This is a genomic window from Martinezella rhizogenes (assembly GCF_007002745.1).
GTDB lineage: Bacteria > Pseudomonadota > Alphaproteobacteria > Rhizobiales > Rhizobiaceae > Agrobacterium > Agrobacterium cucumeris.
Window position 1 is genome coordinate 418,265 of sequence record NZ_SGNY01000001.1, and the last position, 24,429, is coordinate 442,693.

At 59.9% G+C, this 24,429-nt stretch carries 23 protein-coding genes; 15 read left to right on the plus strand and 8 right to left on the minus strand.

The window, feature by feature from the left end:
• Positions 1-146 precede the first annotated feature (146 nt).
• Positions 147-716, minus strand: coding sequence for a LabA-like NYN domain-containing protein (locus EXN68_RS02120; protein WP_035218078.1), 570 nt, complete (start codon positions 714-716; stop codon positions 147-149).
• A gap of 392 nt (positions 717-1,108) precedes the next feature.
• On the opposite strand from EXN68_RS02120, the gene rpoZ reads away from it, so the two are divergent.
• From rpoZ to recO, 11 genes are all read left to right on the plus strand, one after another.
• A complete protein-coding gene (gene rpoZ / locus EXN68_RS02125; RefSeq protein WP_046798752.1) occupies positions 1,109-1,501 on the plus strand; it encodes a DNA-directed RNA polymerase subunit omega in 393 nt (130 codons plus the stop codon).
• Positions 1,502-1,633: 132 nt separating this feature from the next.
• On the plus strand, positions 1,634-3,868 hold the full coding sequence (locus EXN68_RS02130) for a RelA/SpoT family protein (protein WP_142839446.1): 2,235 nt from the start codon (positions 1,634-1,636) through the stop codon (positions 3,866-3,868).
• Positions 3,869-4,065: 197 nt separating this feature from the next.
• Positions 4,066-4,212 (plus strand): hypothetical protein, encoded by a 147-nt coding sequence (locus EXN68_RS02135; RefSeq protein ID WP_052679647.1) that lies wholly within the window; start codon positions 4,066-4,068, stop codon positions 4,210-4,212.
• Positions 4,213-4,655: 443 nt separating this feature from the next.
• Positions 4,656-5,234: a DUF2062 domain-containing protein gene (locus EXN68_RS02140; protein ID WP_142839448.1), complete on the plus strand. Its 579-nt coding sequence runs from the start codon at positions 4,656-4,658 to the stop codon at positions 5,232-5,234.
• Positions 5,231-5,635, plus strand: coding sequence for a holo-ACP synthase (gene acpS, locus EXN68_RS02145; protein ID WP_046798755.1), 405 nt, complete (start codon positions 5,231-5,233; stop codon positions 5,633-5,635). Before EXN68_RS02140 ends, acpS begins: the two co-directional genes overlap by 4 nt.
• A gap of 210 nt (positions 5,636-5,845) precedes the next feature.
• A complete protein-coding gene (gene lepB, locus EXN68_RS02150) occupies positions 5,846-6,592 on the plus strand; it encodes a signal peptidase I (protein ID WP_046798756.1) in 747 nt (248 codons plus the stop codon).
• A complete protein-coding gene (gene rnc / locus EXN68_RS02155) occupies positions 6,589-7,308 on the plus strand; it encodes a ribonuclease III (RefSeq protein ID WP_142839449.1) in 720 nt (239 codons plus the stop codon). The genes lepB and rnc overlap by 4 nt, the downstream gene beginning before the upstream one ends.
• 73 nt (positions 7,309-7,381) lie before the next feature.
• Positions 7,382-8,332 (plus strand): GTPase Era, encoded by a 951-nt coding sequence (gene era, locus EXN68_RS02160; RefSeq protein WP_035218044.1) that lies wholly within the window; start codon positions 7,382-7,384, stop codon positions 8,330-8,332.
• A gap of 344 nt (positions 8,333-8,676) precedes the next feature.
• Positions 8,677-9,429, plus strand: coding sequence for a Crp/Fnr family transcriptional regulator (locus EXN68_RS02165; protein WP_046798760.1), 753 nt, complete (start codon positions 8,677-8,679; stop codon positions 9,427-9,429).
• A gap of 136 nt (positions 9,430-9,565) precedes the next feature.
• On the plus strand, positions 9,566-9,943 hold the full coding sequence (locus tag EXN68_RS02170; protein WP_142839450.1) for a response regulator: 378 nt from the start codon (positions 9,566-9,568) through the stop codon (positions 9,941-9,943).
• Between the two features lie 56 nt (positions 9,944-9,999).
• The gene (gene recO / locus EXN68_RS02175; RefSeq protein WP_142839451.1) at positions 10,000-10,764 is read left to right on the plus strand and encodes a DNA repair protein RecO; all 765 of its coding nucleotides are present in this window, start codon (positions 10,000-10,002) and stop codon (positions 10,762-10,764) included.
• Between the two features lie 2 nt (positions 10,765-10,766).
• On the opposite strand, the gene EXN68_RS02180 is transcribed toward recO, so the two are convergent.
• Entirely contained in the window at positions 10,767-11,981 is a 1,215-nt protein-coding gene (locus EXN68_RS02180) for an MFS transporter (RefSeq protein WP_142839452.1), read from the minus strand.
• Positions 11,982-12,161: 180 nt separating this feature from the next.
• Here EXN68_RS02180 and EXN68_RS02185 point away from each other — a divergent pair, with 180 nt between their 5' ends.
• Positions 12,162-12,896, plus strand: a complete 735-nt coding sequence (locus tag EXN68_RS02185) for a class I SAM-dependent methyltransferase (RefSeq protein ID WP_142839453.1) — start codon at positions 12,162-12,164, stop codon at positions 12,894-12,896.
• Positions 12,897-13,071: 175 nt separating this feature from the next.
• Here the strand turns inward: EXN68_RS02185 and EXN68_RS02190 are convergent, their stop codons facing one another.
• From EXN68_RS02190 to EXN68_RS02205, 4 genes are all read right to left on the minus strand, one after another.
• Positions 13,072-13,914 carry an MOSC domain-containing protein gene (locus EXN68_RS02190; protein ID WP_142839454.1) on the minus strand — a complete coding sequence of 281 codons (843 nt, stop codon included), beginning with the start codon at positions 13,912-13,914 and terminating at the stop codon, positions 13,072-13,074.
• 11 nt (positions 13,915-13,925) lie between these two features.
• The gene (locus EXN68_RS02195) at positions 13,926-14,570 is read right to left on the minus strand and encodes an HD domain-containing protein (protein WP_142839455.1); all 645 of its coding nucleotides are present in this window, start codon (positions 14,568-14,570) and stop codon (positions 13,926-13,928) included.
• Positions 14,567-17,338, minus strand: coding sequence for a DUF2339 domain-containing protein (locus EXN68_RS02200; RefSeq protein WP_161991163.1), 2,772 nt, complete (start codon positions 17,336-17,338; stop codon positions 14,567-14,569). The genes EXN68_RS02195 and EXN68_RS02200 overlap by 4 nt, the downstream gene beginning before the upstream one ends.
• Before the next feature lie 259 nt (positions 17,339-17,597).
• On the minus strand, positions 17,598-19,166 hold the full coding sequence (locus tag EXN68_RS02205) for a VOC family protein (RefSeq protein WP_142839456.1): 1,569 nt from the start codon (positions 19,164-19,166) through the stop codon (positions 17,598-17,600).
• 290 nt (positions 19,167-19,456) lie between these two features.
• Here EXN68_RS02205 and EXN68_RS02210 point away from each other — a divergent pair, with 290 nt between their 5' ends.
• From EXN68_RS02210 to EXN68_RS02220, 3 genes are all read left to right on the plus strand, one after another.
• Positions 19,457-20,500: an ABC transporter substrate-binding protein gene (locus EXN68_RS02210; protein ID WP_142839457.1), complete on the plus strand. Its 1,044-nt coding sequence runs from the start codon at positions 19,457-19,459 to the stop codon at positions 20,498-20,500.
• A gap of 409 nt (positions 20,501-20,909) precedes the next feature.
• Positions 20,910-21,698 carry an ABC transporter ATP-binding protein gene (locus EXN68_RS02215; RefSeq protein WP_161991164.1) on the plus strand — a complete coding sequence of 263 codons (789 nt, stop codon included), beginning with the start codon at positions 20,910-20,912 and terminating at the stop codon, positions 21,696-21,698.
• Complete coding sequence (locus EXN68_RS02220; RefSeq protein ID WP_142839458.1) at positions 21,695-22,513, plus strand: ABC transporter permease; 819 nt, start codon at positions 21,695-21,697, stop codon at positions 22,511-22,513. The genes EXN68_RS02215 and EXN68_RS02220 overlap by 4 nt, the downstream gene beginning before the upstream one ends.
• A gap of 192 nt (positions 22,514-22,705) precedes the next feature.
• Here EXN68_RS02220 and EXN68_RS02225 read toward each other — a convergent pair whose 3' ends face one another.
• The gene (locus EXN68_RS02225) at positions 22,706-23,392 is read right to left on the minus strand and encodes a metal-binding protein ZinT (protein ID WP_142839459.1); all 687 of its coding nucleotides are present in this window, start codon (positions 23,390-23,392) and stop codon (positions 22,706-22,708) included.
• 185 nt (positions 23,393-23,577) lie between these two features.
• A complete protein-coding gene (locus EXN68_RS02230; protein ID WP_142839460.1) occupies positions 23,578-24,399 on the minus strand; it encodes a mechanosensitive ion channel family protein in 822 nt (273 codons plus the stop codon).
• Between the last annotated feature and the right edge of the window lie 30 nt (positions 24,400-24,429).

Genomic DNA, 24,429 nt, shown 5'->3' on the forward strand with positions numbered 1-24,429 from the left:
TTAACCAAGTTATAATTTCGACTTACCGAATTTGATGTTTGTTAATTCTAAAAAGAATTTTTACCTCGCCGGTGGAGCGCAAACAGAAACGCGCCCGTCTTTTCAGGACGGACGCGTTGATGGTTTTGTCGCAGCAAAAACCGGGATCAGATCGTCTCGGGGCTCTCGACATGCCGGGCAGGGCGCTCGTTCGGGTCGCGCCCGATCTCTGCCTTCAGCGTCATCAGATCGATGAAGTGATCGGCCTGCCGGCGCAGATCGTCTGCAATCATTGCGGGCTGTGTCGCCATGGTGGAAACCACGGACACCTTGCGGCCCTTGCGCTGCAGCGCGTCCACCAGCGTGGTGAAATCGCCGTCGCCGGAGAACAGGACGAGATGGTCAACCGTTTCGGACTGTTCCATGGCATCGACCGCGAGTTCGATATCCATGTTGCCCTTGATCTTGCGGCGGCCGAGCGCGTCGGTGAATTCCTTCGCCGGCTTCGTCACGACCTTGTAGCCGTTATAGTCCAGCCAGTCGATCAGCGGACGGATCGAGGAATATTCCTGATCCTCGATCAATGCGGTGTAATAATAGGCGCGCAGCAGGTATCCACGCTTCTGAAACGCCTTAAGGAGCTTGCGGTAGTCGATATCGAATCCCAGGCTTTTCGATGCTGCATAAAGATTGGCTCCGTCTATGAAGAGCGCAATTTTCTCCCGTGGATCGAACATTCCATCCCATTCCTTTTTTTGGAAAGGCCATTATCTGGCTTTTATATCCGGTCGATAACGCAAAAAGACATGTGGTATCAACGAGCTTTGCGCACCGCCGTTGCGTTTTAAGTAAGCTACCTTCCCCCGTATTCCAAGACAATTCTTCTAGACATTTTGTTCATCAGACGCCAAACATCGGCAATAAGGTGCCAAAAGACGCCAAAGACAGGAAAAACTTGAATTCCGCGGCCAATGGCTGTATCGGAAGCTGGAAAGCTTCGTCGCGCGAAATCCTGAATGTTTTTCGCAGGGCACGAAGCGCAGATTCAATAGGTTAGAGCATCCCTTGTGCATCCCGAAGAAAGCACGGCGCTCTGATCCACGACATTACGACACGCAAAGGACAGGCAATGGCCCGCGTCACAGTTGAAGATTGCATTGATAAAGTAGACAACCGTTTCGAACTGGTGCTTCTCGCCAGCCACCGTGCGCGCCAGATTTCCCAAGGCTCTTCCATCACGGTTGACCGCGACAACGACAAGAACCCGGTTGTGGCGCTGCGCGAAATCGCTGACGAGACGCTGTCGCCTGACGACCTGAAGGAAGACCTCATCCATTCGCTGCAGAAGCATGTGGAAGTGGACGAGCCCGAGCCCGATCCGGTCACGCTTGCCGCCTCCACTGGCGCCGATGGCGAAGACGACGACCAGCCGGAAACCGTTACTTTCGACCAGATGTCGGAAGAAGAACTGCTGGCCGGTATCGAAGGCCTTGTGCCGCCGGAAAAAAATGACGACTATTGATCTAAGTTTATGACGCCATTGGCAGGCGGTAGTTACCGTCTGTCAATATTTCCCGTCATAATCTGATCCCTATTGATGCAGCATTGTGCGCCGACCCCAAGGTTGGCGCGCTTTCTTTTTGTGGAATATCGCATGATGCGGCAATACGAACTCGTCGAGCGGGTTCAAAAATATAAACCGGATGCGAATGAGGCCCTGCTGAACAAGGCCTATGTTTATGCCATGCAGAAACATGGCCAGCAGAAGCGGGCCAATGGCGACCCCTATATCTCGCATCCGCTGGAAGTTGCCGCCATCCTCACCGAAATGCATCTCGACGAATCGACCATCGCGGTGGCGTTGCTGCACGATACGATCGAGGACACCACCGCCACCCGCGCTGAAATCGATGAACTCTTCGGTGAAGATATCGGCCGGCTGGTGGAAGGGCTGACCAAGCTCAAGAAACTCGATCTCGTCACCCGCAAGGCCAAGCAGGCCGAAAATCTGCGCAAGTTGCTGCTTGCCATTTCCGATGACGTGCGTGTTCTCCTGGTCAAGCTCGCCGACCGGCTGCACAATATGCGCACCATGGAATATATGCCGGCCGACAAGCGCAGCCGCATTTCCGAGGAGACGATGGAAATCTATGCGCCGCTCGCCGGCCGCATGGGCATGCAGGATATGCGCGACGAGCTGGAGGACCTGTCCTTCCGCTATCTCAACCCGGAAGCCTATGGAACGGTGACGAACCGCCTGCAGGAACTGGAAACGCGCAATGAAGGGCTGATCAAAAAGATCGAGGACGAGCTGCGCGAACTTCTCGTGGCGAATGGTCTGGTCGGCGCCAATGTCAAAGGGCGGCAGAAGAAACCCTATTCGGTGTTCCGCAAGATGCAGTCGAAGTCGCTTTCCTTCGAGCAGCTTTCCGATGTCTACGGTTTCCGCATTCTGGTGGATGATATTCCGTCCTGCTACCGGGCGCTGGGTGTCGTGCATACCCGCTGGCGCGTCGTGCCGGGCCGCTTCAAGGATTATATCTCGACACCCAAGCAGAACGACTATCGTTCCATCCACACCACCATCGTCGGCCCGTCGCGCCAGCGTATCGAACTGCAGATCCGCACCAAGCGCATGCATGAGATCGCCGAATTCGGCATCGCCGCCCATGCGCTCTACAAGGATGGTGAAAACGGGGAGGGCGATCTGCTCTCGCCGGAATCGAATGCCTATTCCTGGCTGCGCCACACCATCGAATCGCTGGCCGAAGGCGACAGCCCGGAAGAGTTCCTCGAGCATACCAAGCTCGAGCTGTTCCAGGATCAGGTGTTCTGCTTCACGCCCAAGGGCAAGCTGATTGCGCTGCCGCGCGGCGCGACGCCCATCGATTTCGCTTATGCCGTTCACACCAATATCGGTGACACCACGGTTGGCGCCAAGATCAACGGGCGGATCATGCCGCTCGTCACCCGGCTCAACAATGGCGACGAGGTGGAGATCATCCGCTCCGGCGTGCAGGTGCCGCCGGCCGCTTGGGAAGAGGTGGTGGTGACCGGCAAGGCCCGCTCGGCCATCCGCCGTGCCACCCGCATGGCCATCCGCAAACAATATTCCGGCCTCGGTTACCGTATTCTCGAACGCACCTTCGAGCGCGCCGGCAAGGCCTTCTCGCGGGAAGCCCTGAAGCCCGTGCTGCATCGTCTTGCGCAGAAGGATGTCGAAGACGCCATCGCCGCCGTCGGTCGCGGTGAGGTTTCCTCGCTGGATGTGCTGCGGGCGGTCTATCCAGATTATCAGGATGAGCGCGTCACGGTGAAGATGACCGGTGATGATGGCTGGTTCAACATGCGCAGCGCCTCCGGCATGGTCTTCAAGATCCCCGGCAAGTCGCGCTCGGTGCTTGAGGACGATGGCGCGGCCGAGATGCTGGATGGGCCGGACCCGCTGCCGATCCGCGGCCTTTCCGGCAATGTCGATGTGCATTTCGGTGCCGCCGGCGCCGTTCCGGGAGACCGCATCGTCGGTATCATGGAAAAAGGCAAGGGCATCACCATCTATCCCATTCAGGCGCCGGCGCTGCAACGCTTCGATGATGAACCGGAGCGCTGGATCGACGTCCGCTGGGATCTCGATGAGGCCAACAAGTCGCGCTTCATGGCGCGGGTGATGATCAATGCGCTGAACGAGCCGGGCACGCTCGCCTCGGTGGCACAATCGATCGCGACGCTCGATGTCAATATTCGCGGGCTGAACATGGTCCGCATCGGTACTGACTTCTCCGAACTGGCGCTGGATGTCGAAGTCTGGGATCTGCGGCAGCTGAACCAGCTTCTGTCGCAGCTGAAAGATCTCGACTGCGTATCAACAGTGGCGCGTGCCTTCGATTGAGGCATTTTTAGTCGCCATCGTAACTCAAAAGGCCGCTGTTATGCATTCATTGCATGGCAGCGGCCTTTTCCTGTCTCTGGTCGCAGACAGGGTTTGAGACTATCTTCCTTTCAGAAATTGAAGACGGGAAACGCGGCGTGCCGGTGGAATTTACACCGATGAGAAACGCCACTCCCAAACCGAAAGGACCTAAAATCATGTTTACTCCGCTTCGCAAGATCGCCCGTGCCGTTCGTGGCAAGACCACGCAGGAACGCGAATTTGAATATCTCAGCGGCTCGGTGTCGAATGTCGACCTCGAGTTCCGTCAGCGCGAAATTGACCGCGGCATGTTCCGCCGGTAATGCGCTCAGCGCATGGCAGCCCTTCGCCATGCGTATGAGACTTGGAGGGTGTGCGGCCGTTGTTGGCACGCTCGTCCCTGCATCTTGCAAAACCATGTGAATGCGCGCTTCAAGCGGTTGTCCCAAACTGGTTGACCAATACGCCGCAAAAAATCCCGGTTCAGTCCCCTGTCGCAATAGACGACACTAAATTGGGACTGATATCGAAGGCTCGATATTCACTGTATTCGTGACATCCCGCGTCCGTCATGCCGGACTTGATCCGGCATCCAGCCAGCCCAAGTCCTTGGGTGGGAAAGAGTCTTCTCGCCGTGCAGACGCATGTCGGCTGGATTCCGGCTCAAGGCCGGAATGACGGAAGCGGAGAATACACCTGCAAAAGAAATCCCTGCGTCGTCTATGATGCTCTTGGCTGCGCCCGGGCGATGAAATAGACTGTCTCCATGCCGTTTCGCCGCCGTGAACCCGTTGGTTTTTCAGAAAAGATTCGTGACCTCTTCTGGCCGCGCACGGGTTTTTCCCGTTCGCTGCGCTATATGAAGCTGCGTCTGCTCAGGCTTTCCGCCTCTCCACATTCGGTTGCTGCCGGTGTTGCCCTCGGTGTCGGCGTGGCCTGGACGCCGTTTCTCGGCGTTCATATGCTCATAGCCATGGCGCTCGGTTTCCTCACGCGCGTCAATCTGGTTGCGGCCGCGCTTGGCACCACATTCGCCAACCCGCTGACATTTCCCTTCATCTGGGCGTCCACCTGGGAGATCGGCCACTTCATCCTCGGCCGGCAGAAAATGGAAAGTGCCGAACACGTGGATTTCGTAGCACTGTTCAGTCATCTCGAATTCCGGCAGATATGGACGCCGGTGCTGGAACCCATGACCGTCGGCGCGCTGCTTCCAGCCGCAATCAGCGCGGTCATCGTCTATTTCGCGGTTTATAGCCTGATCAGCGGCTTCCAGCGGCGCAAGATGGAAAATCTTGCCCACCGTGCCGCAAACAGGAATGCTTCTCTGGAGATGTTGAAATGATCATTGGATTGGGCAGCGACCTGATCGACATTCGCCGCGTTGAAAAGTCGATCGAGCGTTTCGGCGAACGTTTCACCCATCGCTGTTTCACCGATATAGAGCGCGCCAAATCCGACGGCCGCAAGAACCGCGCCGCCTCCTATGCCAAGCGTTTCGCCGCCAAGGAAGCCTGTTCCAAGGCGCTTGGAACCGGGCTTGCGAATGGCGTCTTCTGGAAGGACATGGGCGTCGTCAATCTGCCGGGCGGCAAGCCGACCATGCTTCTGACCAATGGGGCAGGGGAAAGACTGGCGGCCATGCTGCCCGCCGGCCACCGCGCCAATATCCACCTGACGATCACGGATGATTTCCCTTATGCTCAGGCATTTGTGATTATCGAGGCGCTTCCCGTGAATGGCTGAGACCCGGTGCGGCCGCATTGGCGGCCTATTTGCACCCGTGTCATAGAAGCGCTTCCCTTCGGGCTGGAAAGGTTCTAGAGAAGTCGCAGAAATATGAAAGCGTTGCCGGCCGTGTGAAGACTGCTTCATGCGGCGCAGGCACGACAAAACAACGGCCCCGATGCCTTCGTCAAACCGAAGAAGCCGGGAAACAATCAGGCAGGTCTTTAAGTGTCCGAAAAAGCTGAGAAGAAGCAGAACGCCCTCTGGGAGAACGTCAAGGTCATCATTCAGGCGCTGCTGCTGGCCATGGTCATCCGCACCGTTCTGTTTCAGCCCTTCACGATCCCATCGGGCTCGATGATGCCGACGCTTCTGGTTGGTGACTATCTTTTCGTCAACAAGTTCTCCTACGGCTATTCGAAATATTCGCTGCCCTTCTCGCCGAACCTGTTTTCGGGTCGTATTCTGGAATTCAGCAAGCCCAAGCGTGGCGATGTCGTGGTGTTCCGCCTGCCGCCAAATCCGGAAGTGGATTACATCAAGCGTCTCGTCGGCCTGCCGGGGGATCGCGTTCAGGTGACGAATGGCGTGCTGTTCATCAACGGCCAGCCGGTGCCGAAGCAGCCAGACGGCACCTTCACCTCGGATTACCGCGCCGATCCGGGCGCCAATGTCCCCGTCTTCCGCGAAACGCTGGATAACGGCGTCACCTATGACACGCTTGACCAGTCGCCCGACTCGCGCGGCGACAACACCCGGGAATTCCTGGTGCCGGAAGGCCATTATTTCATGATGGGCGACAACAGAGACAATTCGCTCGACAGCCGCTTCGATGTCGGCTTCGTGCCGGAAGAAAACCTGATCGGCCGCGCCAGCGTCATCTTCTTCTCGCTGGGCAATGACACGCCGTTCAGCCGCATTTGGGAATGGCCGGCCAACATGCGTTGGGATCGCCTCTTCAAGGTTGTGGAATGAGCAAGACCAAGCCGCTTTCGGCGGACGAGATTTCGCGTCTGGAAGCGTTGATCGGATATGAATTCAAGGACAAGGCCCGGCTGGACCGGGCCTTGACCCATGCCAGCGCGCGCTCCGCCGCCGCCGGCAATTACGAACGGCTGGAATTTTTAGGGGATCGTGTCCTCGGCCTCTGCGTGGCGGAGCTGCTGTTTTCGACCTTCCGCAATGCCACCGAGGGTGAATTGTCCGTTCGCCTGAACCAGCTCGTCAGTGCCGAATCCTGCGCCGCGATCGGTGACGAGATGGGCCTGCACAATTTCATCCGCACCGGATCGGATGTGAAGAAACTGACCGGCAAGGCGATGCTGAACGTGCGCGCCGATGTGGTCGAGAGCCTGATCGCCACCATCTATCTGGATGGCGGGCTGGAGGCATCCCGCCGGTTCGTTCTGAAATATTGGCAAAGCCGGGCAACTAGGGTTGATGCCGGGCGGCGCGACGCCAAGACCGAGTTGCAGGAATGGGCGCATGCCAGATTTGCGACGACGCCCGCTTACCGGGTTGACGATCGCTCCGGACCGGATCACGATCCAAGCTTCACAGTGACGGTGGAAATTCCCGGCGTGAAGCCGGAAACCGGCGTCGAGCGCTCCAAGCGCGCGGCCGAACAGGTGGCGGCCACCAGATTGCTGGAGCGCGAAGGCGTCTGGCAGAAAAGCCCCACCAAAAACTGAGCACCCACCATAGGGTGCCAAAATCGAGCGCATGGCGGACCCGCGGGCCGCATGTTGAATACCTCTGACCTTGATGGATAACATGACCGATCACGAAAACCCCGCCATTGAAGGCGAAGACAACAACCTTCCGACCCGTTCCGGCTTTGTGGCCCTTATCGGCCCGACCAACGCCGGCAAGTCGACGCTGGTGAACAGGCTGGTTGGCGCCAAGGTTTCGATCGTCAGCCACAAGGTGCAGACGACGCGCGCCGTGATGCGCGGCATCGCCATTCACAAGAATGCGCAGATCGTTTTCATGGACACACCCGGCATCTTCAAGCCGCGCCGCCGGCTTGACCGCGCCATGGTCACCTCCGCCTGGGGTGGGGCAAAGGATGCCGATCTCATCCTGCTGCTGATCGACAGCGAGCGTGGCCTGAAGGGCGATGCCGAGGCCATTCTTGAAGGGCTGAAGGACGTTCCGCAGAAGAAGATCCTCTGCCTCAACAAGATCGACCAGGTGAAGCGCGAAGACCTGCTGAAGCTTGCCGCCGCCGCCAATGAGACGGTGGCTTTCGATCGCACTTTCATGATTTCGGCCACCAATGGTTCGGGCTGCGAAGACCTGATGGATTATCTGGTGGAGGCGCTGCCGGAAGGCCCGTGGTATTATCCGGAAGACCAGATTTCCGATTTGCCGATGCGCCAGCTCGCCGCCGAAATCACCCGCGAGAAGCTGTTCCTGCGCCTGCACCAGGAACTGCCCTACGCCTCGCATGTCGAGACGGAAAAGTGGGAAGAGCGCAAGGACGGCTCCGTACGCATCGAGCAGGTGATCTATGTCGAGCGCGACAGCCAGAAGAAGATCGCGCTCGGCAAGAACGGCGATGCGATCAAGGCGATCTCCACCGCCTCGCGCAAGGAGCTTTCGGAAATCCTCGAGCAGCCGGTCCATCTCTTCCTGTTCGTCAAGGTGCGCGAGAACTGGGGCGATGACCCCGAGCGCTTCCGCGAAATGGGACTGGAATTTCCGCGGGGGTAACGCGCAGGCGCGATATGCGCAATGCGAAAACACACCCGCTTCCGTCATTCCGGCCTTGAGCCGGAATCCAGCCAGCCCAAGTCCTTGGGCTGAAAAGAGTTGTCCCGTCGCGCCGACGCGCGTCGACTGGATTCCGGCTCAAGGCCGGAATGACGGGCGGGAAATGTCGCGAACCGACGAGAACGTCGAGGTTGCCCAAGCCCTTCGCTTTTGTGTGTTCGAGGGGGGGCGCGACGCAATCCTTGAACGAACTGAATATCTTCAGCCACTATCGGGAACCGAATGCGTTCGGGCGGGTTGTTCCAAAACAATTGGGCGCAACCTTTTTTCGATGACGGATATTCATGTCGCCAAAAAAACCGAACGGGATTTCCACAACGCCGTGCCAGCAATGTCCCCTGCGGGACCTGCCGCATTTCAGGGATTTCGCCCCTTCCGAACTCGATTTCGTCTCCCGTTTCAAGACGGGGGAGCTGGCGGTGGAAAGCGGCTCTGTCATTTTGATGGAAGGGTCGCACAGCGCCCACCTTTATACCGTGCTGCATGGCTGGGCCTTTCGCTACAAGACGCTGGAAGATGGCCGGCGGCAAATCCTCAACTATGTCATGCCGGGCGATCTCGTTGGCCTGCAGGGCACGGTGATGGGGGAAATGCAGCATTCGGTCGAAGCGCTGTCACCGGTAACGCTGTGCGTTTTTGAACGATCGCGCCTCAACAACCTCTTCACCGATCACCCGACCCTTGCTTATGACCTGACCTGGATTGCTGCGAGCGAGGAACGCATGCTCGACAGTCATCTGCTCAGCATCGGCCGACGCACTGCGCTGGAGCGCGCCGCCTATCTCATCGCCTTTCTTTACAGCAAGGCGAAGGCTGTCGATCTCATGCGCGGCGAAACGCCTATTCCCGTCACCCAGCAGCATGTGGCCGATACGCTCGGCCTTTCCATCGTCCACACCAACAAGACCTTGAGAAAGCTTGTTGATCGCGGCCTCATCCGCTGGACGGACAAGGGCTGTCTGGTGCTCGACAACGCCGGATTGAGCCATGTGGCCGGCTGGGAAAGCGACGAAAAGCGGCAAAGACCCTTCATCTGATCTTCTTTTGACATGTCTTTTTTAAATGACGGTGGGGTCGCAATTTGCGACTGCTAAGCCATGGCGCTGGAACATCACGTTGAAGGGAGCGGCGCGCAGCCAGTTGGCTGCCCCTCCTGTTGAAAGAAGAAAACATATGGTGCCACAACGGGTTATCATCGTTGAGGATGAATATCTGGTGGCGCTTGATGTCGAAGCGGTCCTCCAGTCCATGGGTGTCGAAACCATCGTCATCGCAACGACGCTTGCGCAGGCAAGACAGACCGTCGAGCAGGACGGTGCCGATTGCGTGCTTCTCGATGTCAGCCTTTCCGACGGCATGAGTTATGATTTTGCGCGCCAGCTGCGCGAGGCCGGCATTCCCTTCGGTTTCGTCAGCGGTTACGGCGATACGACAGGGTTTCCCGACGATCTTTCGCAGGCGCCTCTGCTCGGCAAGCCCTTCGGAGAAAATGAAATCATGGATTTCGTTCTCGGCCTTCTCGGCGTTTCGAATGACGCCGTAAAAGAATAACGTTTCGCCGCCGGATCGGTTATGATCCGGCTTGAATCGAAATTCGGACAGGTTTCATGCAGTGGCAGGATGAGGCAATCATTCTCGGCGTAAAACGCCATGGCGAGACGAGCGTCATCGCCGAGGTGATGACCCGTACGCGCGGCCGCCATCTGGGCATGGTGCGCTCCGGTCGCTCTCGCAGCATGCAGCCGGTGTTGCAGGCGGGAAACCGGGTGGATGTCATCTGGCGGGCGCGACTTGACGACCATCTTGGCGAATACCGCATCGAGCCGCTGCAATTGCGCGCCGCACAGCTGATGGAAACGGCGACCGCCGTTTACGGCGTGCAGGCCATGGGCGCGCTTCTCAGGCTTCTGCCGGAACGTGATCCGCACCCGCATCTCTATCAGGCGCTCGATATCATCCTCGACAATCTCCACGATCCGGCCGATGCCGGGGAATTGTTCGTGCGTTTCGAACTCGCCGTGCTGAACGATCTCGGTTTCGGGCTTGATCTCACCGAATGCGCGGCAACCGGGCTGCGCTCCGATCTCATCTACGTGTCGCCGAAAACCGGCAGGGCGGTCTGCCGCACGGCAGGCGCGCCCTATGCCGCCCGGATGCTGTCACTGCCCGCTTTCTTGAGCGAAGGCCAGTCAACGGCCGCCGATCCCGAAAGCCTCGCGGCGGCCTTCCGCCTGACGGCCCATTTTCTTAACCGGCATGTCTATGATCCGCGTGGCCTGAATGAAAACGCCGCCCGCGACGGTTTCGTGCAGGCGGCGCTGAAGGCGCTGCAGCGCAGGGCGTCACCGCCCGCGCTTGATAAGGCCGTGTAGTCTCAGGCCATGGCCGGGCGCGGTGCGGGCCGCTCCTGAATGGGCCAGTGCACGATGGCCGCAAAAATCCCCATGCCGACGCCAAGCCACCAGACGAGGTCATAGGAGCCCAGCCGGTCGTAAAGGAAGCCGCCGAGCCAGACGCCGAGGAACGAGCCGATCTGGTGCGACAGGAACACGACGCCGCCGAGCATGCCGAGATGGCGTGTGCCGAACATGATCGCCACCAGCGCATTGGTGGGCGGCACGGTGGAAAGCCAGAGAATGCCCATGACGGCTGCGAAGAGGATGACCGAAAGCGGTGATTGCGGCAGGAGCAGGAAGGCCGTCACGACAACCGAGCGGGCGATATAGATATAGGCCAGCATATAGGGTTTCGAATAACGCTGGGCGATGACGCCGGCGGCGAGCGACCCGATGATATTGAAGAAGCCTATCAGCGCCATGGCAATGACGGCGTAGCGCGGCTCGATGCCGATATCGCCGAGATAGGCCGGGAAATGCGCGGTGATGAAGGCCACCTGGAAACCGCAGACGAAAAAGCCTGTCGTCAACAGGAGATAGCTCTTGTGGCCAAGTGCTTCCCGCAACGCTTCGCCCGCCGTCTGCTGGAACTGCGTCTGTGACTGGCTGCCGGAAGAGGAGTTGCCACGCATCGGGAAGGCGAGCAGCGGCACCAGCATCATCATCACGGCAAGCCAGACGAGGCTGTCCGACCAGCCATAGGCGGAAATCAGCCCCTGGCTGACCGGTGCGAAGAGGAACATGCCGGCAGAGCCTGCCGCCGTGCCGATGCCGAAGGCAAGCGAGCGCTGCTGCGGTGTCACATGGCGTGCAAAGGCCGACAGGATGACGCTGAAGGAGCCGGCGGCAATGCCAAGCCCGACAAGCACGCCGCCGCCGAAATGCAGCCAGAAGGGAGAGGTGCCGAAGGACATGCAGATGAGGCCGGCGGCATAAAGAAAGCCTGACAGAACGAGCACGCGGCCCGTGCCGTATTTATCGGCGATTGCGCCGAAGAAGGGCTGGCCAAGGCCCCAGAAGAGGTTCTGCAGGGCCATGGCGAGGCCGAAGGTGGAACGATCCCAGCCGGTGTCGGCCAGCATCGGCAGCTGAAAAAAGCCCATGGCCGAACGCGGACCGAAGGTCATGACGGCAATCAGCGACCCGGCGGCGATAATCAGCCAGGGCATGGTCTGGCGTGTGGCTTGCGACATGAAATTCTCCTGCTGCAGCATGCGCCTTGGAGATGGCACAAATCTTCTGCAGATTCCCTCTGATCGGGATGAATATTAGCTTTTGTCAGCCGTCCCCACTAGCGACTTTTCTTGACCCCCATTATTCATGGGATTGATGGGATGCCCGCACATTATTGCCGGAATTCCGGAGAGATGACGATGAAGCAGAATATTTACGACGACCCCGGGTTCTTCGAGCGCTACAGCGCCATGCCGCGCTCCGTTGAAGGGCTGCGGCAGGCCGGCGAATGGCACGAGCTGCGCGCCATGCTTCCGCCGTTGCAGGGCCGCAACCTTCTCGATCTCGGCTGCGGTTTCGGCTGGCATTGCCGTTATGCGGCAGAGCAGGGGGCGGCCCGTGTCGTCGGCGTTGATCTTTCGGAAAACATGCTGCGCCGTGCCGCCGAAATAAATGGCGGCCCCGGTATCGAATATCGTCGGGCGGCAATCGAGGACATCGATTTTCCGCCGGAAAGTTTCGATGTGGTGCTGAGTTCTCTTGCCCTGCATTATGTCCGCGATCTCGACCTGGCATTCGCGAAAGTTTCCGCCGTGCTGAAATCCGGCGGTGAGTTCATCTTTTCCATCGAACATCCCGTTTTCACGGCGCTGGAAAAACAGGACTGGTTCTATGACGAGAAGGGCGAAATCCTCCACTGGCCGCTCGACGATTACCAGAACGAAGGCGTGCGCCATTCCAACTGGATGGCGGATGATGTCGTCAAATATCACCGCACGGTGTCAGGCATTCTCAACAGCCTGCTTTCTGCCGGTTTTGCCCTGACGCGTCTGGCCGAACCGAGGCCCGATCCCGCCTTGCTCGCGGAGCGACCGGAGATGAAGCACGAAGATCGCCGTCCGATCTTTCTGATCGTCAGCGCTCGCAAGCCGTGATCGATTCCATCCTCTCCTCATCCCTGTGCTTGTCACAGGGATCCAGTCGACACGCGTCTGCGTGGCGGAAAGAGTCTTTTCAGCCCAAGGACTTGGGCTGACTGGATTCCTGTGACAAGCACAGGAATGAGGGAGGACATCCGCGTCCCTTAGGCTCGATCTGGCCTGGACCGGCCTACCGCCTCTTGATCGCCCAGCCTTCCGGCCGTTCCTCGACCACCTTGGCCACGTCGCCGACCGACAGTCTGCCCTGACTGCGCGGTGTCACGTTCCAGCCGAACAGCGGGCCGGGTACGCGCCGATCACCCGACATGCGGATGCGGCCCATGGCTTTCATGGGCGAGGGCACATCGCGGGAGCCGGTTATCTGGTCCTGCGTGGTCATGATGCAGCGGGCGCAGGGCTTGACCAGATCAAAACGAATGCCGCCGATCTCGATGGTCGCCCAGCGGTCTTCCGCCCATGGCTCGTCCGTATCCAGCACGATATTCGGCCGGAACCGCTCCATGCCGACGGCATCCTCGCCATTGGCGCGCATGTTGTCGTTCAGCGCGGCAAGCGAGGCGGTGGTGGTGACGAGGATCTGGTAGCCATCCGCAAAGGTGACGGGCGTTTCGTTGCCGGTCCATTCGAGGCTTGCAATTCGTTTCGAGGCATCATCGAAGAATGCCAGCTTCACCTCGCGCCCCAGCCACGCCGAGAGCGTATCGTTGGTCTCGTCATCGGCAATATTGGCGCTGACGATCGATTTCCACACCGCCACATCCATGCGCTCGCCGGACGGTCTTGCGACGATCTCGTCGTCCTTTTCCCGCGCAAGCGCCATGCCGCCATCCTCATGCCGCGCCAGAACCGTGGCGAGAGCAGGCAATTCGCGCTGGGTGATGAAATGGCCGGAAGGGTCGATCAACATGGCACGACGGTCGCCGGGCAGGCCCTCGGCCGAAACAGCGCTCTCGGAGAGGGGAATGCCGCGCGCGCTTTTCAGCGGATAGATGTTGAGTTCGGTCACACGCATCTTGGATATCCTCAAATCTCGTCGAGAAACAGGTCGAGTACTTGTTGCAGTCGCTCATGGCGGGCCTTGGCCATTTGCCGCCCCGTCCCGGTACGAAAGCCGTCCGCCAGTTTGAAAAGCTTGGTTTCGAAATGATCGATGGCAAAGGCGCGGTCGTCAAGCGGCCGGTCCTTCGCCAGCGGATCGGCCGGATCGTAAAGCGCCGAGCCCATGCGTCCGGCAATGTAAAAGCAGCGGGCTGCCCCCACCATGCCGATGGCATCCAGCCGGTCGGCATCCTGAAGGATTTTTGCCTCCAGCGTCTGTGGCTCGATATTGGCGGAAAAGCTGTGGGTGGTGATGGCGTGTGCGGCGGCGTCGATATCTTTCTGCTGCCAGCCGAGCCCGGCCAGAATGCCGGCTGCCTTTTCCGCCGCCAGCCGTGAGGCCTGCGCGCGGAGCGGCGAGTTCTTTTCCACCGCCACGCAATCATGCAAAAGCACGCTCGCCGCCAGCACGGTGCCATCGCCGCCTTCGCCCGCATGGATGCGCATGGCGTTGCGGAAGACGCGGTGAATATGGGCAAGATCATGCGAGCCGTCGCCGGCATCGGCGGCGTGCGGTATCAGGTCCTGCGCAAGCGCTGCATAGGGCGCGAAAGCCTCGGCCGCGATCATGCCTGCGGCTTCCGGGTCAGGATTTTCTGGTAGAACAGGCCGATGCCGATCAGCACTGCGCCAAGCCCGATGAAGGACAGGGCTCTCAGCACGCCTTCAAGGTTGCTCATGTCGATCAGGAATGCCTTGGCGACAGAGATCAGCACAAAGGCGGCCGATGCCAGACGCAGGCTGCGGGCATTAAAGCGCGAGCCAAGCACCAGCAGCAGCACGCCGATCAGCAACCAGACCACCGAATAGCTGTAGGTCTCGCCCTGCATAAAACCCTTCCAGTCGGCGATGTTTTCGCCCTGCCAGAACCGGCGGACCGAAAGCGTTGCCCAGGCAAAACCGAGTGCCGCACCCGCCACCGCCAGCATGCTGACATAGGGCGGCGGACGTTTGCCGCGCGCATAATAGGCAAGGCCGCCATAGGCGAGCGCCGGCAGGAGGTAACCGATCAGCAGCAGGTTGAGGACCGGAATGCGCCCGGTATTTTCGCCGGTGAAATAAGGGTTGAGTGTGAAGAAATGCATCGTCAGCACGTTGATGACGGCGATCACGCCGGCAATCATCGAACCGTAACGGAAGACGGGGCTGGGGCTCTTTAGATCCAGCGTCATCAATACACCCGAGAAGCCGATGGTCAGCAGCGTGTAGATCGACTGTTCGCCGAGCGTCGGCACGCTGTTATCAAGCGTGCCGCCATTCATCGCGTGGCGGATGAGAATCGCGACGGCCAGCAGACCCATGACGCTGGCAATCGCCTGCAGGAAGTTCTTCGCCCTGACCCCCGGCCAGTCGCGCAGCAGCCAGGCCGAGGCGACGGCCAGCAGTGCGGGAATGCCATAACCCGGCAGAAGCGCGTTGAAGACCGGCGTGGTCCCAAGATTTTGCGGCCCGACAATGGTGGGTTCCCAGGCGATGCGGCCGAGAACGGCAACGCTTGCCACCGCCATGACCCAGGGCAGCACATCCCAGTTGCGGTAACGGCTGGCCAGCACATAAACAAAACCGATGACCGAAAGCAGAACGGTTGTCGCGAGCCCTTCCGTCAGCGTGTGCAGGCTGAGCGCGAAGGCGGCAAACGAGCCGAGCACGAGAATGTTGAGAGGCTTGCGATAGACCTCTTTGTCCTGCCGGTGCAGCCACTCGGCCCCGGCAATCAGCACCAGGCCGAGGCCGAGACCATAGGCGGCGTGCAGCCAGTCGCGGCCGAGATTGCCATATTCAACGAAGCTTGCGGTTGCCAGCCAGACCGGGAACAGCGCGGCAATACCTGCCCAGAGCTGGGCAAAATCCGCATCGTCAGCGCCCTTGCGTTTCAGGAAGGAGAAGGCGCAGAGCACGAAGACTGCGCCGAGGCCAAGCGCCATGGCGATTTCAGCCGTATAGCCTGTTCCGACGGGCGGAAGCGTTACGCCGGTATCGTTGATAAGGCCGATGAAATCGATGCCCTGCCGCGACATCAGCGCGACCGCCGTCTGCGCGCCGAGCGCGGCGATGATGGCCGGCCAAACCGCGTAGTGGCGGGCGGCGCCAAGGGCCGCAAGCGCTGCGATGAGCGCCGAGACGATCAGCGCCGGGTGGGTGTCGATGCCGCCACTGGCGAACAGGAAGCCGATGGCCGGCAGGATGACGGCCATCGATACCGTGAGGTTGATGGCAAGCGACGGGCGCAACAAAAGCCGTAGCGCACGGATGGCGCGCCGCTCCGGGGCTGCGGTTTCGCCGGTTTCTACCGGCGGCGTGTCGAGGTGTTTTCCGGGCCACAGGAAGATCGTGCCGGCCAGCATGACGAGCAAAGCGAGCGTCGGTGGTTCGGCATTGATCGTCTCGGAAAAGCCGATATAGCCGAGCGCCCAGAGGCCAAGGCCGGCATTGGCAAGGGACGGAACCACGGTCCAGCCCTGCCTGCGCGCTGCGGCCGCGGTCGCCAGCCACGAGATGGTCAGGAAAACGAACAGCGCCCAGATATTTGGCGTTTCGCTGGAAATCAGCGCCGGCGTCAGCATCGAGCCAAGAAGACCGAGACCGGCCAGCGCCTGCCCATGCAGAAGCGACAGGCCAATGGTGGCAAAGGCGACAAGCCCGAGCAGGATGAAGGCGGTTCCGGAGCCGATATAGTCATAAATTCCATAGGCCGCATAAACCACGCCGAACAGCGTTAATGCGCCGGCCGCCGTCAGCACGCCGGGTATCATCGCGTTGGAATAGGCGGTGGCGATGCCCGGCACCGCCTTGCGGCGGATCGCTTCGCCGGCAAGCCCGAGAACGAGGCCGAAAATGGCGGCAAGCGAAAGCCTGACCGCTGGGCTGAGCAGCCCCGATTCGATCGAATATTTGACGAGGAAAATACCGCCCAGCGCCAGCGCCAGCCCGCCGGCCCAGACCGCCCAGCGTGCGCCGAGCAGACTTTCGAAGCTTTCTTTTGTGGCCGGCGCGGACGCGGTCTCGTTGGCGAGCGCCGGCGGCGCTTCTTCACGGGCTACGTCCCCAGCTTCCACTATCGCGGCAGCTTCTTCCGGCTTTGAGGCATATTCAGCTTGGGAAGCCGCTGCTTCGGGCAAATCTCCATTTGTCTCTTCCGCTTCGAAATCCGTCTTTTCCGAGGATTCCGCGCTTTCAGCCCGTGCAGCCAAGGGAGACGTGACCCCGGCAGCCATCAGCCGCTTGAGGCTGAGGACCTCACGTTCCAGCGACTTGATTCGGCTTGAATTACGGATGCTCGCGACCAGCGTGTAGATAAAGGCCGCGATGAGGGCGAGGATGAGAAACGGGATTTCCAAACGGGCTCTCCAATTACGAAGCTGTTTTTAAAGCTCTTTTGGCGAATTTATGCAAGGCCCGGTTGATGTATGGCAGGGGGTAACATGGAGCGAGCGGGTGTCACTTGTTTCTTCTCCCCGCCGGGGAGAAGTCCGCGGCAGCGGGATGAGGGGGCGAGGGTGGGGTCTATCGTTGGCGTTGCCCCTCATCCGGCGCTTCGGGCCACCTTCTCCCCGGCGGGGAGAAGAAATGGGCGGCATCCGCTCGGCGCATGCCCATCTATCGAAAATCAGGAGCATCCGCCAGCCAGAGCCGTGCCGCTTCTATATCGGCAAGCCCCAGTTCATGCCCGTCATCCAGCATTTCCACCCGTGCCTCCGCGCCGCTCGCCGCAAGCCGGCCTTGCAGCTCGGTTGCTCCGTCGCGATATTTGTCGCGTTCACCGGCGACGAGCAGGAAATTTCGGCCGGAAAGATCAGTTTGCGGCCATGTGTCGAGAACCGGCATGGGCCGGTAGAGCAGGGCGTCTCCGGCAAGGTCGGGATAAAGTGCGGCAAAGGCCGCATAGAAATTTGCACCATTCGAATGGCCGATAAACCGCAGCTTCGAACGATCAAGACCGTAGGAACGGATTGCACCTTCGACAAAGGTGGCAAAGGCCTCTGCTTCTGCAGCAATATCAGTCTGGTCGAAGCTGAAATCGGGGAAACGCCGGAACCAGCGGGCGATCTCTTCTTCCGTGCTGCGGCCGCGCACGCCTAAAAGTGTCGCGCCGCGCGCGGCCCTGTGCGCCAGCGGCATCAGGCTCGTTTCGCTGGCGCCCGAGCCGTGCAGCAGGATGATGGTGCTGCCATCCGGTTCCTCCGGCGTATAGAACCGGTGCACGAAGGGCAGGTCGCGATAAATGATGCGTTCCTCGCCCGGCATGGAAAATTGCGGCAGGGCGACGCGCACATCCGCCTCGTCCTTCATGAACAGCGGCGGAATGAACAATTGTTCGCCGAGCGCTTCCAGCGGTTCGTCGATCGTCATGCCGGGGCCATCGGTTGCCATTTCGATCAGCACGCCGCCCGGTTCGCGGACATAGAGCGAATGGAAATACTTTCGATCATGGGCATTGGTGGTGCTGGAATTGAGCGATTTCAGCCCGGTGAGAACGGCGTTCAGCTCATCGATGTCCTCGGCGCGGAAGGCGATGTGATCGACCGTGCCGGTGCCCGGTGCGCTGGACCAGAAGCCGGTCGCGTCGCGCACGTCGATGATGTCGCCGCTGTCGGAGACGAGCCGGCGGATCGCGCCGGTCTGGCTTTCCTGCCGGTAGCCGAAATGTTTCTCCAGAAACGCCACGGTTTCTTCCGGTACCTCGCTCAGCATCGTCGCACCATAGATGCGGCGAATCGCGTCCTGCGCGGAAATGTCGTCCGTCACATGCGGCGTCGCATTGGCAAAGGCATGGGTACCGACCAGCTTGACGATCAGGCCGTCAGGATCTTTCAGCCGGATGACCGGCTCGCCGAATTCGTCGGATGGCCCCTCGGCGCGGATGCCGAATTTCAGTGCCCGCGTCAGCCAGAAGCCGATCGCGGCCGGATCGATCACTACCGAGACTTCCAGTGTCTGGCCGTAACCGACGCGGCCCTGGCCGCCATCTTCCCAGACGAGAAATGTCAGAAGCGAACCGGGCGAGGCGATGTCGTCACCATAAAGCAGGTGAAGCTGCATGGCGTCTTCGAAGCCGGCGGTGCGCTTGACCAGCTTCAAACCGAGAAAGCCGGCGTAGAAATCCACATTCGCCTGCACCTTCCGGGTGATCATGGTGATGTGGTGTATGCCCAGTGCAGAATTCATCTTGCCGTCCCGTCGTTTCGCCTGCTGTTCGTGGCCCTATTTGTCCTACGCTGCGCCTGATCCGCAACCCCGGCAAATGAGAACGCTGTGTTCTCTGCGTGAACGATGTTGCTTCCGCTTCGTTGCACGCACGCTGCGCAGAAACCGGGCTTTTTGCCTCCATATCGATCCATAATGCACATAAAGTAAGCATATAAAATAATGGCTATTTTGTATGCAATTTTATCTTGCCTTGCGGGTGGGAATTGGCTCTTATGCAACCAATCCAACAAAACCATCAGGGGGAATAGATGATCTTAACGCGCAGGTTGTTGTCCAAAGCTCTGGCCATTGCTGCCATCGGCGTTACGGCCGGAATGGTGCTGCCGGTGACGGGAGCTTATGCCGAAACGCCGGTCAAATTCACGCTCGACTGGAAATTCGAAGGCCCCGCCGCCGGCTTCCTGCTGGCGCTCGACAAGGGTTACTTCAAGGCGGAAGGCCTCGACGTCACGATCGACAGCGGCAACGGTTCGGTGGAAGCCATTCCGCGCGTGGCAACTGGCGCCTATCAGATGGGGTTCGGCGATATCAACTCGGTGATGAAGTTCCTCGACGAGGATCCGAGCCAGAAGATCAAGGCCGTTTACATGGTCTATGAGCGCCCGACTTTTGCCGTCGTCGGCCGCAAGTCACTTGGCGTCACGGGTGATCCGAAGTCGCTGGAAGGCAAGAAGCTCGGCGCGCCGCCGCCGGATGGCGCCTTTGCGCAATGGCCGGCCTTCAAGCAGGTCGCGGGTCTCGATGAGAGCAAGATCAAGATCGAATCGATCGGTTTTCCCGTGCGTGAACCGATGCTTGCCAAGGGCGATGTCGATGCCGTCTTCGGTTTTGCTTTTTCTGTCATCCTCAACCTGAAGAAGCAGGGCATTGCCGATGACGACATCTCGACCATCCTGATGGCCGAGCACGGCTTGAATCTCTATGGCAATGCGGTGCTGGTAAACACTGATTTCGCTGAGAAAAACCCTGAAGCCGTCAAGGGCTTCCTCAAGGCGCTGGCCAAGGGCTTCGCAGATTCCGTCAAGACCCCGGAAGAGGGCGTGGCGGCGGTGCTGAAGCGCAATGAGACGCTCGACAGTGCCATCGAGCTGGAGCGCCTCAACATGGCCAACAGCATGAACATCAAGACGCCCTATGTGGTGGAAAATGGCATGGGCGGCGTCGATCCGGCCCGGCTTGCCGCCTCCATCGAGACGTTGAAGGTTTCCATGGGCCTGAAGGGCAATGTGAAGGCGGAACAGGTGTTCGATGCGACCTACCTGCCGGCCAAGGAAGAGCGCATGCTTCCCTAAAGGATGGAGCGAGTGGGTGCGGCAAGCTTCTTCTCCCCGCCGGGGAGAAGGTCGCGGCAGCGGGATGAGGGGCAAGCTCTCGGCCTATCGCTGACGTTGCCCCCTCATCCGACCCTTCGGGCCACCTTCTCCCCGGCGGGGAGAAGAAACAAGCGGAACGGTTTTGCCATGCTCTTGAAGCGGTAGCCTCCGCAGGACAATCGAATGGGCCGAGTGGGCGCCGCTCACTTCTTCTCCCCGCCGGGGAGAAGTCCGCGGCAGCGGGATGAGGGGGCAAGCTCTCGGTTTCTCGATGGCGTCGCCCCCTCATCCGACCCTTCGGGCCGCCTTCTCCCCGGCGAGGAGGAGAAACAAGCAGCAACGCTGCGGGATTAAACGGCCCGATCAGCAACTGAAAACGGGGACTGCGATGTCACATCTCGTGGAAATAGACAATGTCGACATGCGTTATGGCGGGTCGGCCGGCACGCTGGCCGTATCCGGTTTGAACCTGGCGGTCGACAAGGGTGAATTCGCCGCCGTGGTCGGCCCGTCGGGCTGCGGCAAGTCAACGCTGATGAAACTGGTGACGGGGCTGCATATTCCGCAAAAGGGCAATGTCATCGTTGCCGGGCGGCAGGTCACGGAGCCGGTCTCCATCGTCGGCATGGCGTTTCAGAACCCGACGATGCTGCCCTGGCGCACGACGTTGGAGAACATCCTGCTGCCGTTGGAAATCGTCGAAAAACACCGCCGTCGTCTGCGCGCCCACAAGGCGGAATATGTCGCAAAGGCCGAGCGCCTTCTGGAGATCGTCGGCCTGAAGGGTTTTGGCGCGAAATATCCATGGCAGCTTTCCGGCGGCATGCAGCAGCGCGCCAATCTCTGCCGCGCGCTGATCCACGAGCCGGATTTGCTGATGCTGGATGAGCCATTTGGCGCACTCGATGCCTTCACCCGCGAGGAATTGTGGTGTGTCATCCGTGACCTGCACGCCGCGCAGCGCGTGACCATCATTCTGGTAACCCACGATCTGCGCGAAGCGACCTTTCTCGCCGACAAGATTTTTGTGATGAGCACAAGGCCGGGCCGCGTCCTGGCGGAGCACCGCGTGCCGTTTGCCCGTCCGCGCCAGCTCGATCTTATGTATGACAAGGGTTTCAACGACATGGTGCAGGCACTGCATGGCGAAATCGCGCAGGCGAGGGTGGCGGCATGAGCGCGATCATGGAAAGCACCGTCACGGCCGAGCCGCGCAAGCCGCTGATTGCCCGCGTCAACTGGGTGAAGGCCGCCCCCTGGCTTTATACGCTGGCGCTCTTCGCGCTGTGGGAATTGCTGGTCTACGCGCTGAAAATGCCGCCCACCATCCTGCCGTCGCCGGTAAGGGTAGGTCAGGCCATCCTGCAATATTGGTCGCCGATCTGGAAGAATTCGCTGCAGACGCTTTATACGACGACTTTGGGCTTTGCCATCGCTGTTGTCGCCGGCCTTGCCATCGGCCTGTTCATCGGCTGGTCGAAAACCATTTATGCCGGGCTTTATCCTTTGATGATCGGCTTTAACGCCATCCCCAAGGTGGCGCTGGTGCCTATCCTCGTCATCTGGTTCGGCATCGGCACTGTTCCCGCAGTGTTGACCGCCTTCCTGATTTCCTTCTTCCCCATCGTCGTCAATGTCGCCACCGGACTTGCCACCATCGAGCCGGAAACCGAGGACGTGCTGCGGGCGCTTGGCGCGAAGAAGATGGATATCATGCTGAAGGTCGGCATTCCGCGTTCCATGCCGTATTTCTTCGGCTCGCTGAAAATCGCCATCACGCTCGCCTTCGTCGGCTCGGTCGTCTCGGAAACCGTCGCTTCCAATTATGGCCTCGGCAACATGATGAGTTCGGCGCAGAGCCAGTTCAACGTGCCGCTGGTTTTTGCCGGCCTCCTGATGCTCGCCGTGGAAGGCATCGTCATGTACGCCATCATGGCCTGGCTTGAAAAACGCATGACCGGCTGGGCGCATCGCTCGACCATGGGACAGTGAACGGTTGTCGCTTGTTTCTTCTCCCCGCCGGGGAGAAGGTGGCCCGAAGGGTCGGATGAGGGGCGACAGCAGAGATATGCGGAGAGCTTGCCCCCTCAACCCGCTGCCGCGACCTTCTCCCCGGGGGAGAAGGCGAAAGAGGCACGCGGTCGGCATTCCTCACGCTCCGGAAAGCCGTGAGCCTGCTAGGGCTCAATGCGCCGCCACTTCCTTGACGATATCCGCGCCGTCCATCAGGAAGGGATAATAGGTCGGCCAATTGGTGACTTCGTCCAGCAGGGCCTTGCGGTCATTCCCCCAGTAGAGGTGGTAATGGCCGGCCTTTACCGGGGCGATGGAGTGGTCGCTGAACTGGATGAACTGCGGAGCGGCCTCGTCGCCGGCGGTCTTCTTGAAGATGTATCTTACGCCGCGATTACCCTTCTTGTAGGTCAGGATTTCCTGGCCGTCACTGGCATAAGTACCCTCGACCGGTTTGCCTTCCTTGTAGAAAGCCACGCTGTCGCCCTTGATGACGATGCGGTTCACATCCGTCTTGTAACCGATGTCGTAATAGGCGCGATATTCTGCGGCCGTCTTGTCGCCATGGGCGGCTTTTTCGGCCATGACGGAATCAAGCGAACCGTTCAGCAGGTAAGGATAAACGGACTGCCAGTCGCCGCCCCAGTCGGAAAGCGTGCGCGGCTTTACCTGGGCATCCTCGAAATAACCGCTGTAAATCTTCTTTTCCGCCTCGGTCATCTGGTGGCCGTGATCGTGCCCATGGTCATGGCTGTGGGCGGCGGATTTGTTGCCGCCGGCGGCCGTGGCAGCGGCTGCCACCAGCAGCATGGAACCAAGCGCGACCGCGCCGGTGACGCGGATGAGTGTCTTCTGCATTGTTTGGCCCTCTCATATCTGTCGTCGAAAAGTCAGTTACGTAATAACATTACAATCCGACCTATAGAGACGTCTTTTGCAGGACGCAAGGGCGGGAGCTGGCGGGCGGTAATGAAAAAAAGCGCGATGGCCGGGAAAGCCACCGCGCTTGAGACATGAAGGGTGGGGAAGAGAGTTTCGAGGCCTCAGGCGGGCTGTGCGCTCACTTCCGCCTTGCGTTCATCAAAGGCAAGCTTCATCGCCTTCGTCACATCGCGGGTCGTTACGAAATAACTGTCGCTGCGCACCCAATAGCGCAATTTGACCGTCGCGCTGTCGGCGCTGACGGAATCAACGAAGGTGACGGGGGCAGGGTCCAGCAGCACCCGGCTTTCGGAGCGCACCACGCGCATCAGCATATCCTGCGCAGCAGCCAAATCCTCGTCATTGTTCACCGTCAGGCTAAGCTCGTGGCGGCGCGAGGGAAAGCGGCTGTAATTGGTGATCGGTACATTCCAAAGCGTGGAGTTGGGCGCGAGGCGATAAAGCCCGTCACTGGTCTTAAGCTCGGTGGCAAACAAACCGATTTCCACCACGGTGCCGCTGACCGTGCTGGTCTCGATATATTCACCGACCCGGAAGGGGCGCAGCACCAGAAGCATGATGCCGGCGGCAATGTTCTGCAGCGTGCCCTGCAGCGCAAGGCCGATGGCGAGACCTGCGGCACCCAGCGCCGCGAGAATGGAGGCCGTCTGCACGCCGAACTGGCCAAGCACCATGACCAGCACCAGAATAAGCACGACGTAGCGGATCGCGCCCGCGAAGAAACCGGCGAGCGTCGCATCGAAACCGCGAATGCGCGACAGGCCCTGAAAGGCCCATCGCTGCAGGAAGGTGGCGGCCAGCCAGCCGACGATCAGCAGCAGAAGCGCGCCGACGATCGAAAAGGAATATTGCACCGCCAGCGCGCTCGCCTGCCGCACGGCCGCCTGCGATGCGACGATGATATCCGTTGCCTGTTGTTCCATGAATTATCCCGTGATTTTCATTGCTGTTCA

Excerpts from the sequence above, each read along its gene's own strand:
- acpS (WP_046798755.1), top strand. The coding sequence starts at position 5,231 with ATGATCATTGGATTGGGCAGCGACCTGATCGACATTCGCCGCGTTGAA.
- era (WP_035218044.1), top strand. The coding sequence starts at position 7,382 with ATGGATAACATGACCGATCACGAAAACCCCGCCATTGAAGGCGAAGAC.
- EXN68_RS02210 (WP_142839457.1), top strand. The coding sequence starts at position 19,457 with ATGATCTTAACGCGCAGGTTGTTGTCCAAAGCTCTGGCCATTGCTGCC.
- EXN68_RS02165 (WP_046798760.1), top strand. The coding sequence starts at position 8,677 with ATGTCGCCAAAAAAACCGAACGGGATTTCCACAACGCCGTGCCAGCAA.
- recO (WP_142839451.1), top strand. The coding sequence starts at position 10,000 with ATGCAGTGGCAGGATGAGGCAATCATTCTCGGCGTAAAACGCCATGGC.
- EXN68_RS02170 (WP_142839450.1), top strand. The coding sequence starts at position 9,566 with ATGGTGCCACAACGGGTTATCATCGTTGAGGATGAATATCTGGTGGCG.
- EXN68_RS02205 (WP_142839456.1), bottom strand. The coding sequence starts at position 19,166 with ATGAATTCTGCACTGGGCATACACCACATCACCATGATCACCCGGAAG.
- EXN68_RS02130 (WP_142839446.1), top strand. The coding sequence starts at position 1,634 with ATGATGCGGCAATACGAACTCGTCGAGCGGGTTCAAAAATATAAACCG.
- EXN68_RS02180 (WP_142839452.1), bottom strand. The coding sequence starts at position 11,981 with ATGTCGCAAGCCACACGCCAGACCATGCCCTGGCTGATTATCGCCGCC.
- EXN68_RS02185 (WP_142839453.1), top strand. The coding sequence starts at position 12,162 with ATGAAGCAGAATATTTACGACGACCCCGGGTTCTTCGAGCGCTACAGC.
- EXN68_RS02120 (WP_035218078.1), bottom strand. The coding sequence starts at position 716 with ATGTTCGATCCACGGGAGAAAATTGCGCTCTTCATAGACGGAGCCAAT.
- EXN68_RS02230 (WP_142839460.1), bottom strand. The coding sequence starts at position 24,399 with ATGGAACAACAGGCAACGGATATCATCGTCGCATCGCAGGCGGCCGTG.
- EXN68_RS02195 (WP_142839455.1), bottom strand. The coding sequence starts at position 14,570 with ATGATCGCGGCCGAGGCTTTCGCGCCCTATGCAGCGCTTGCGCAGGAC.
- EXN68_RS02135 (WP_052679647.1), top strand. The coding sequence starts at position 4,066 with ATGTTTACTCCGCTTCGCAAGATCGCCCGTGCCGTTCGTGGCAAGACC.
- EXN68_RS02220 (WP_142839458.1), top strand. The coding sequence starts at position 21,695 with ATGAGCGCGATCATGGAAAGCACCGTCACGGCCGAGCCGCGCAAGCCG.
- EXN68_RS02140 (WP_142839448.1), top strand. The coding sequence starts at position 4,656 with ATGCCGTTTCGCCGCCGTGAACCCGTTGGTTTTTCAGAAAAGATTCGT.
- EXN68_RS02225 (WP_142839459.1), bottom strand. The coding sequence starts at position 23,392 with ATGCAGAAGACACTCATCCGCGTCACCGGCGCGGTCGCGCTTGGTTCC.
- rpoZ (WP_046798752.1), top strand. The coding sequence starts at position 1,109 with ATGGCCCGCGTCACAGTTGAAGATTGCATTGATAAAGTAGACAACCGT.
- EXN68_RS02190 (WP_142839454.1), bottom strand. The coding sequence starts at position 13,914 with ATGCGTGTGACCGAACTCAACATCTATCCGCTGAAAAGCGCGCGCGGC.
- rnc (WP_142839449.1), top strand. The coding sequence starts at position 6,589 with ATGAGCAAGACCAAGCCGCTTTCGGCGGACGAGATTTCGCGTCTGGAA.
- EXN68_RS02215 (WP_161991164.1), top strand. The coding sequence starts at position 20,910 with ATGTCACATCTCGTGGAAATAGACAATGTCGACATGCGTTATGGCGGG.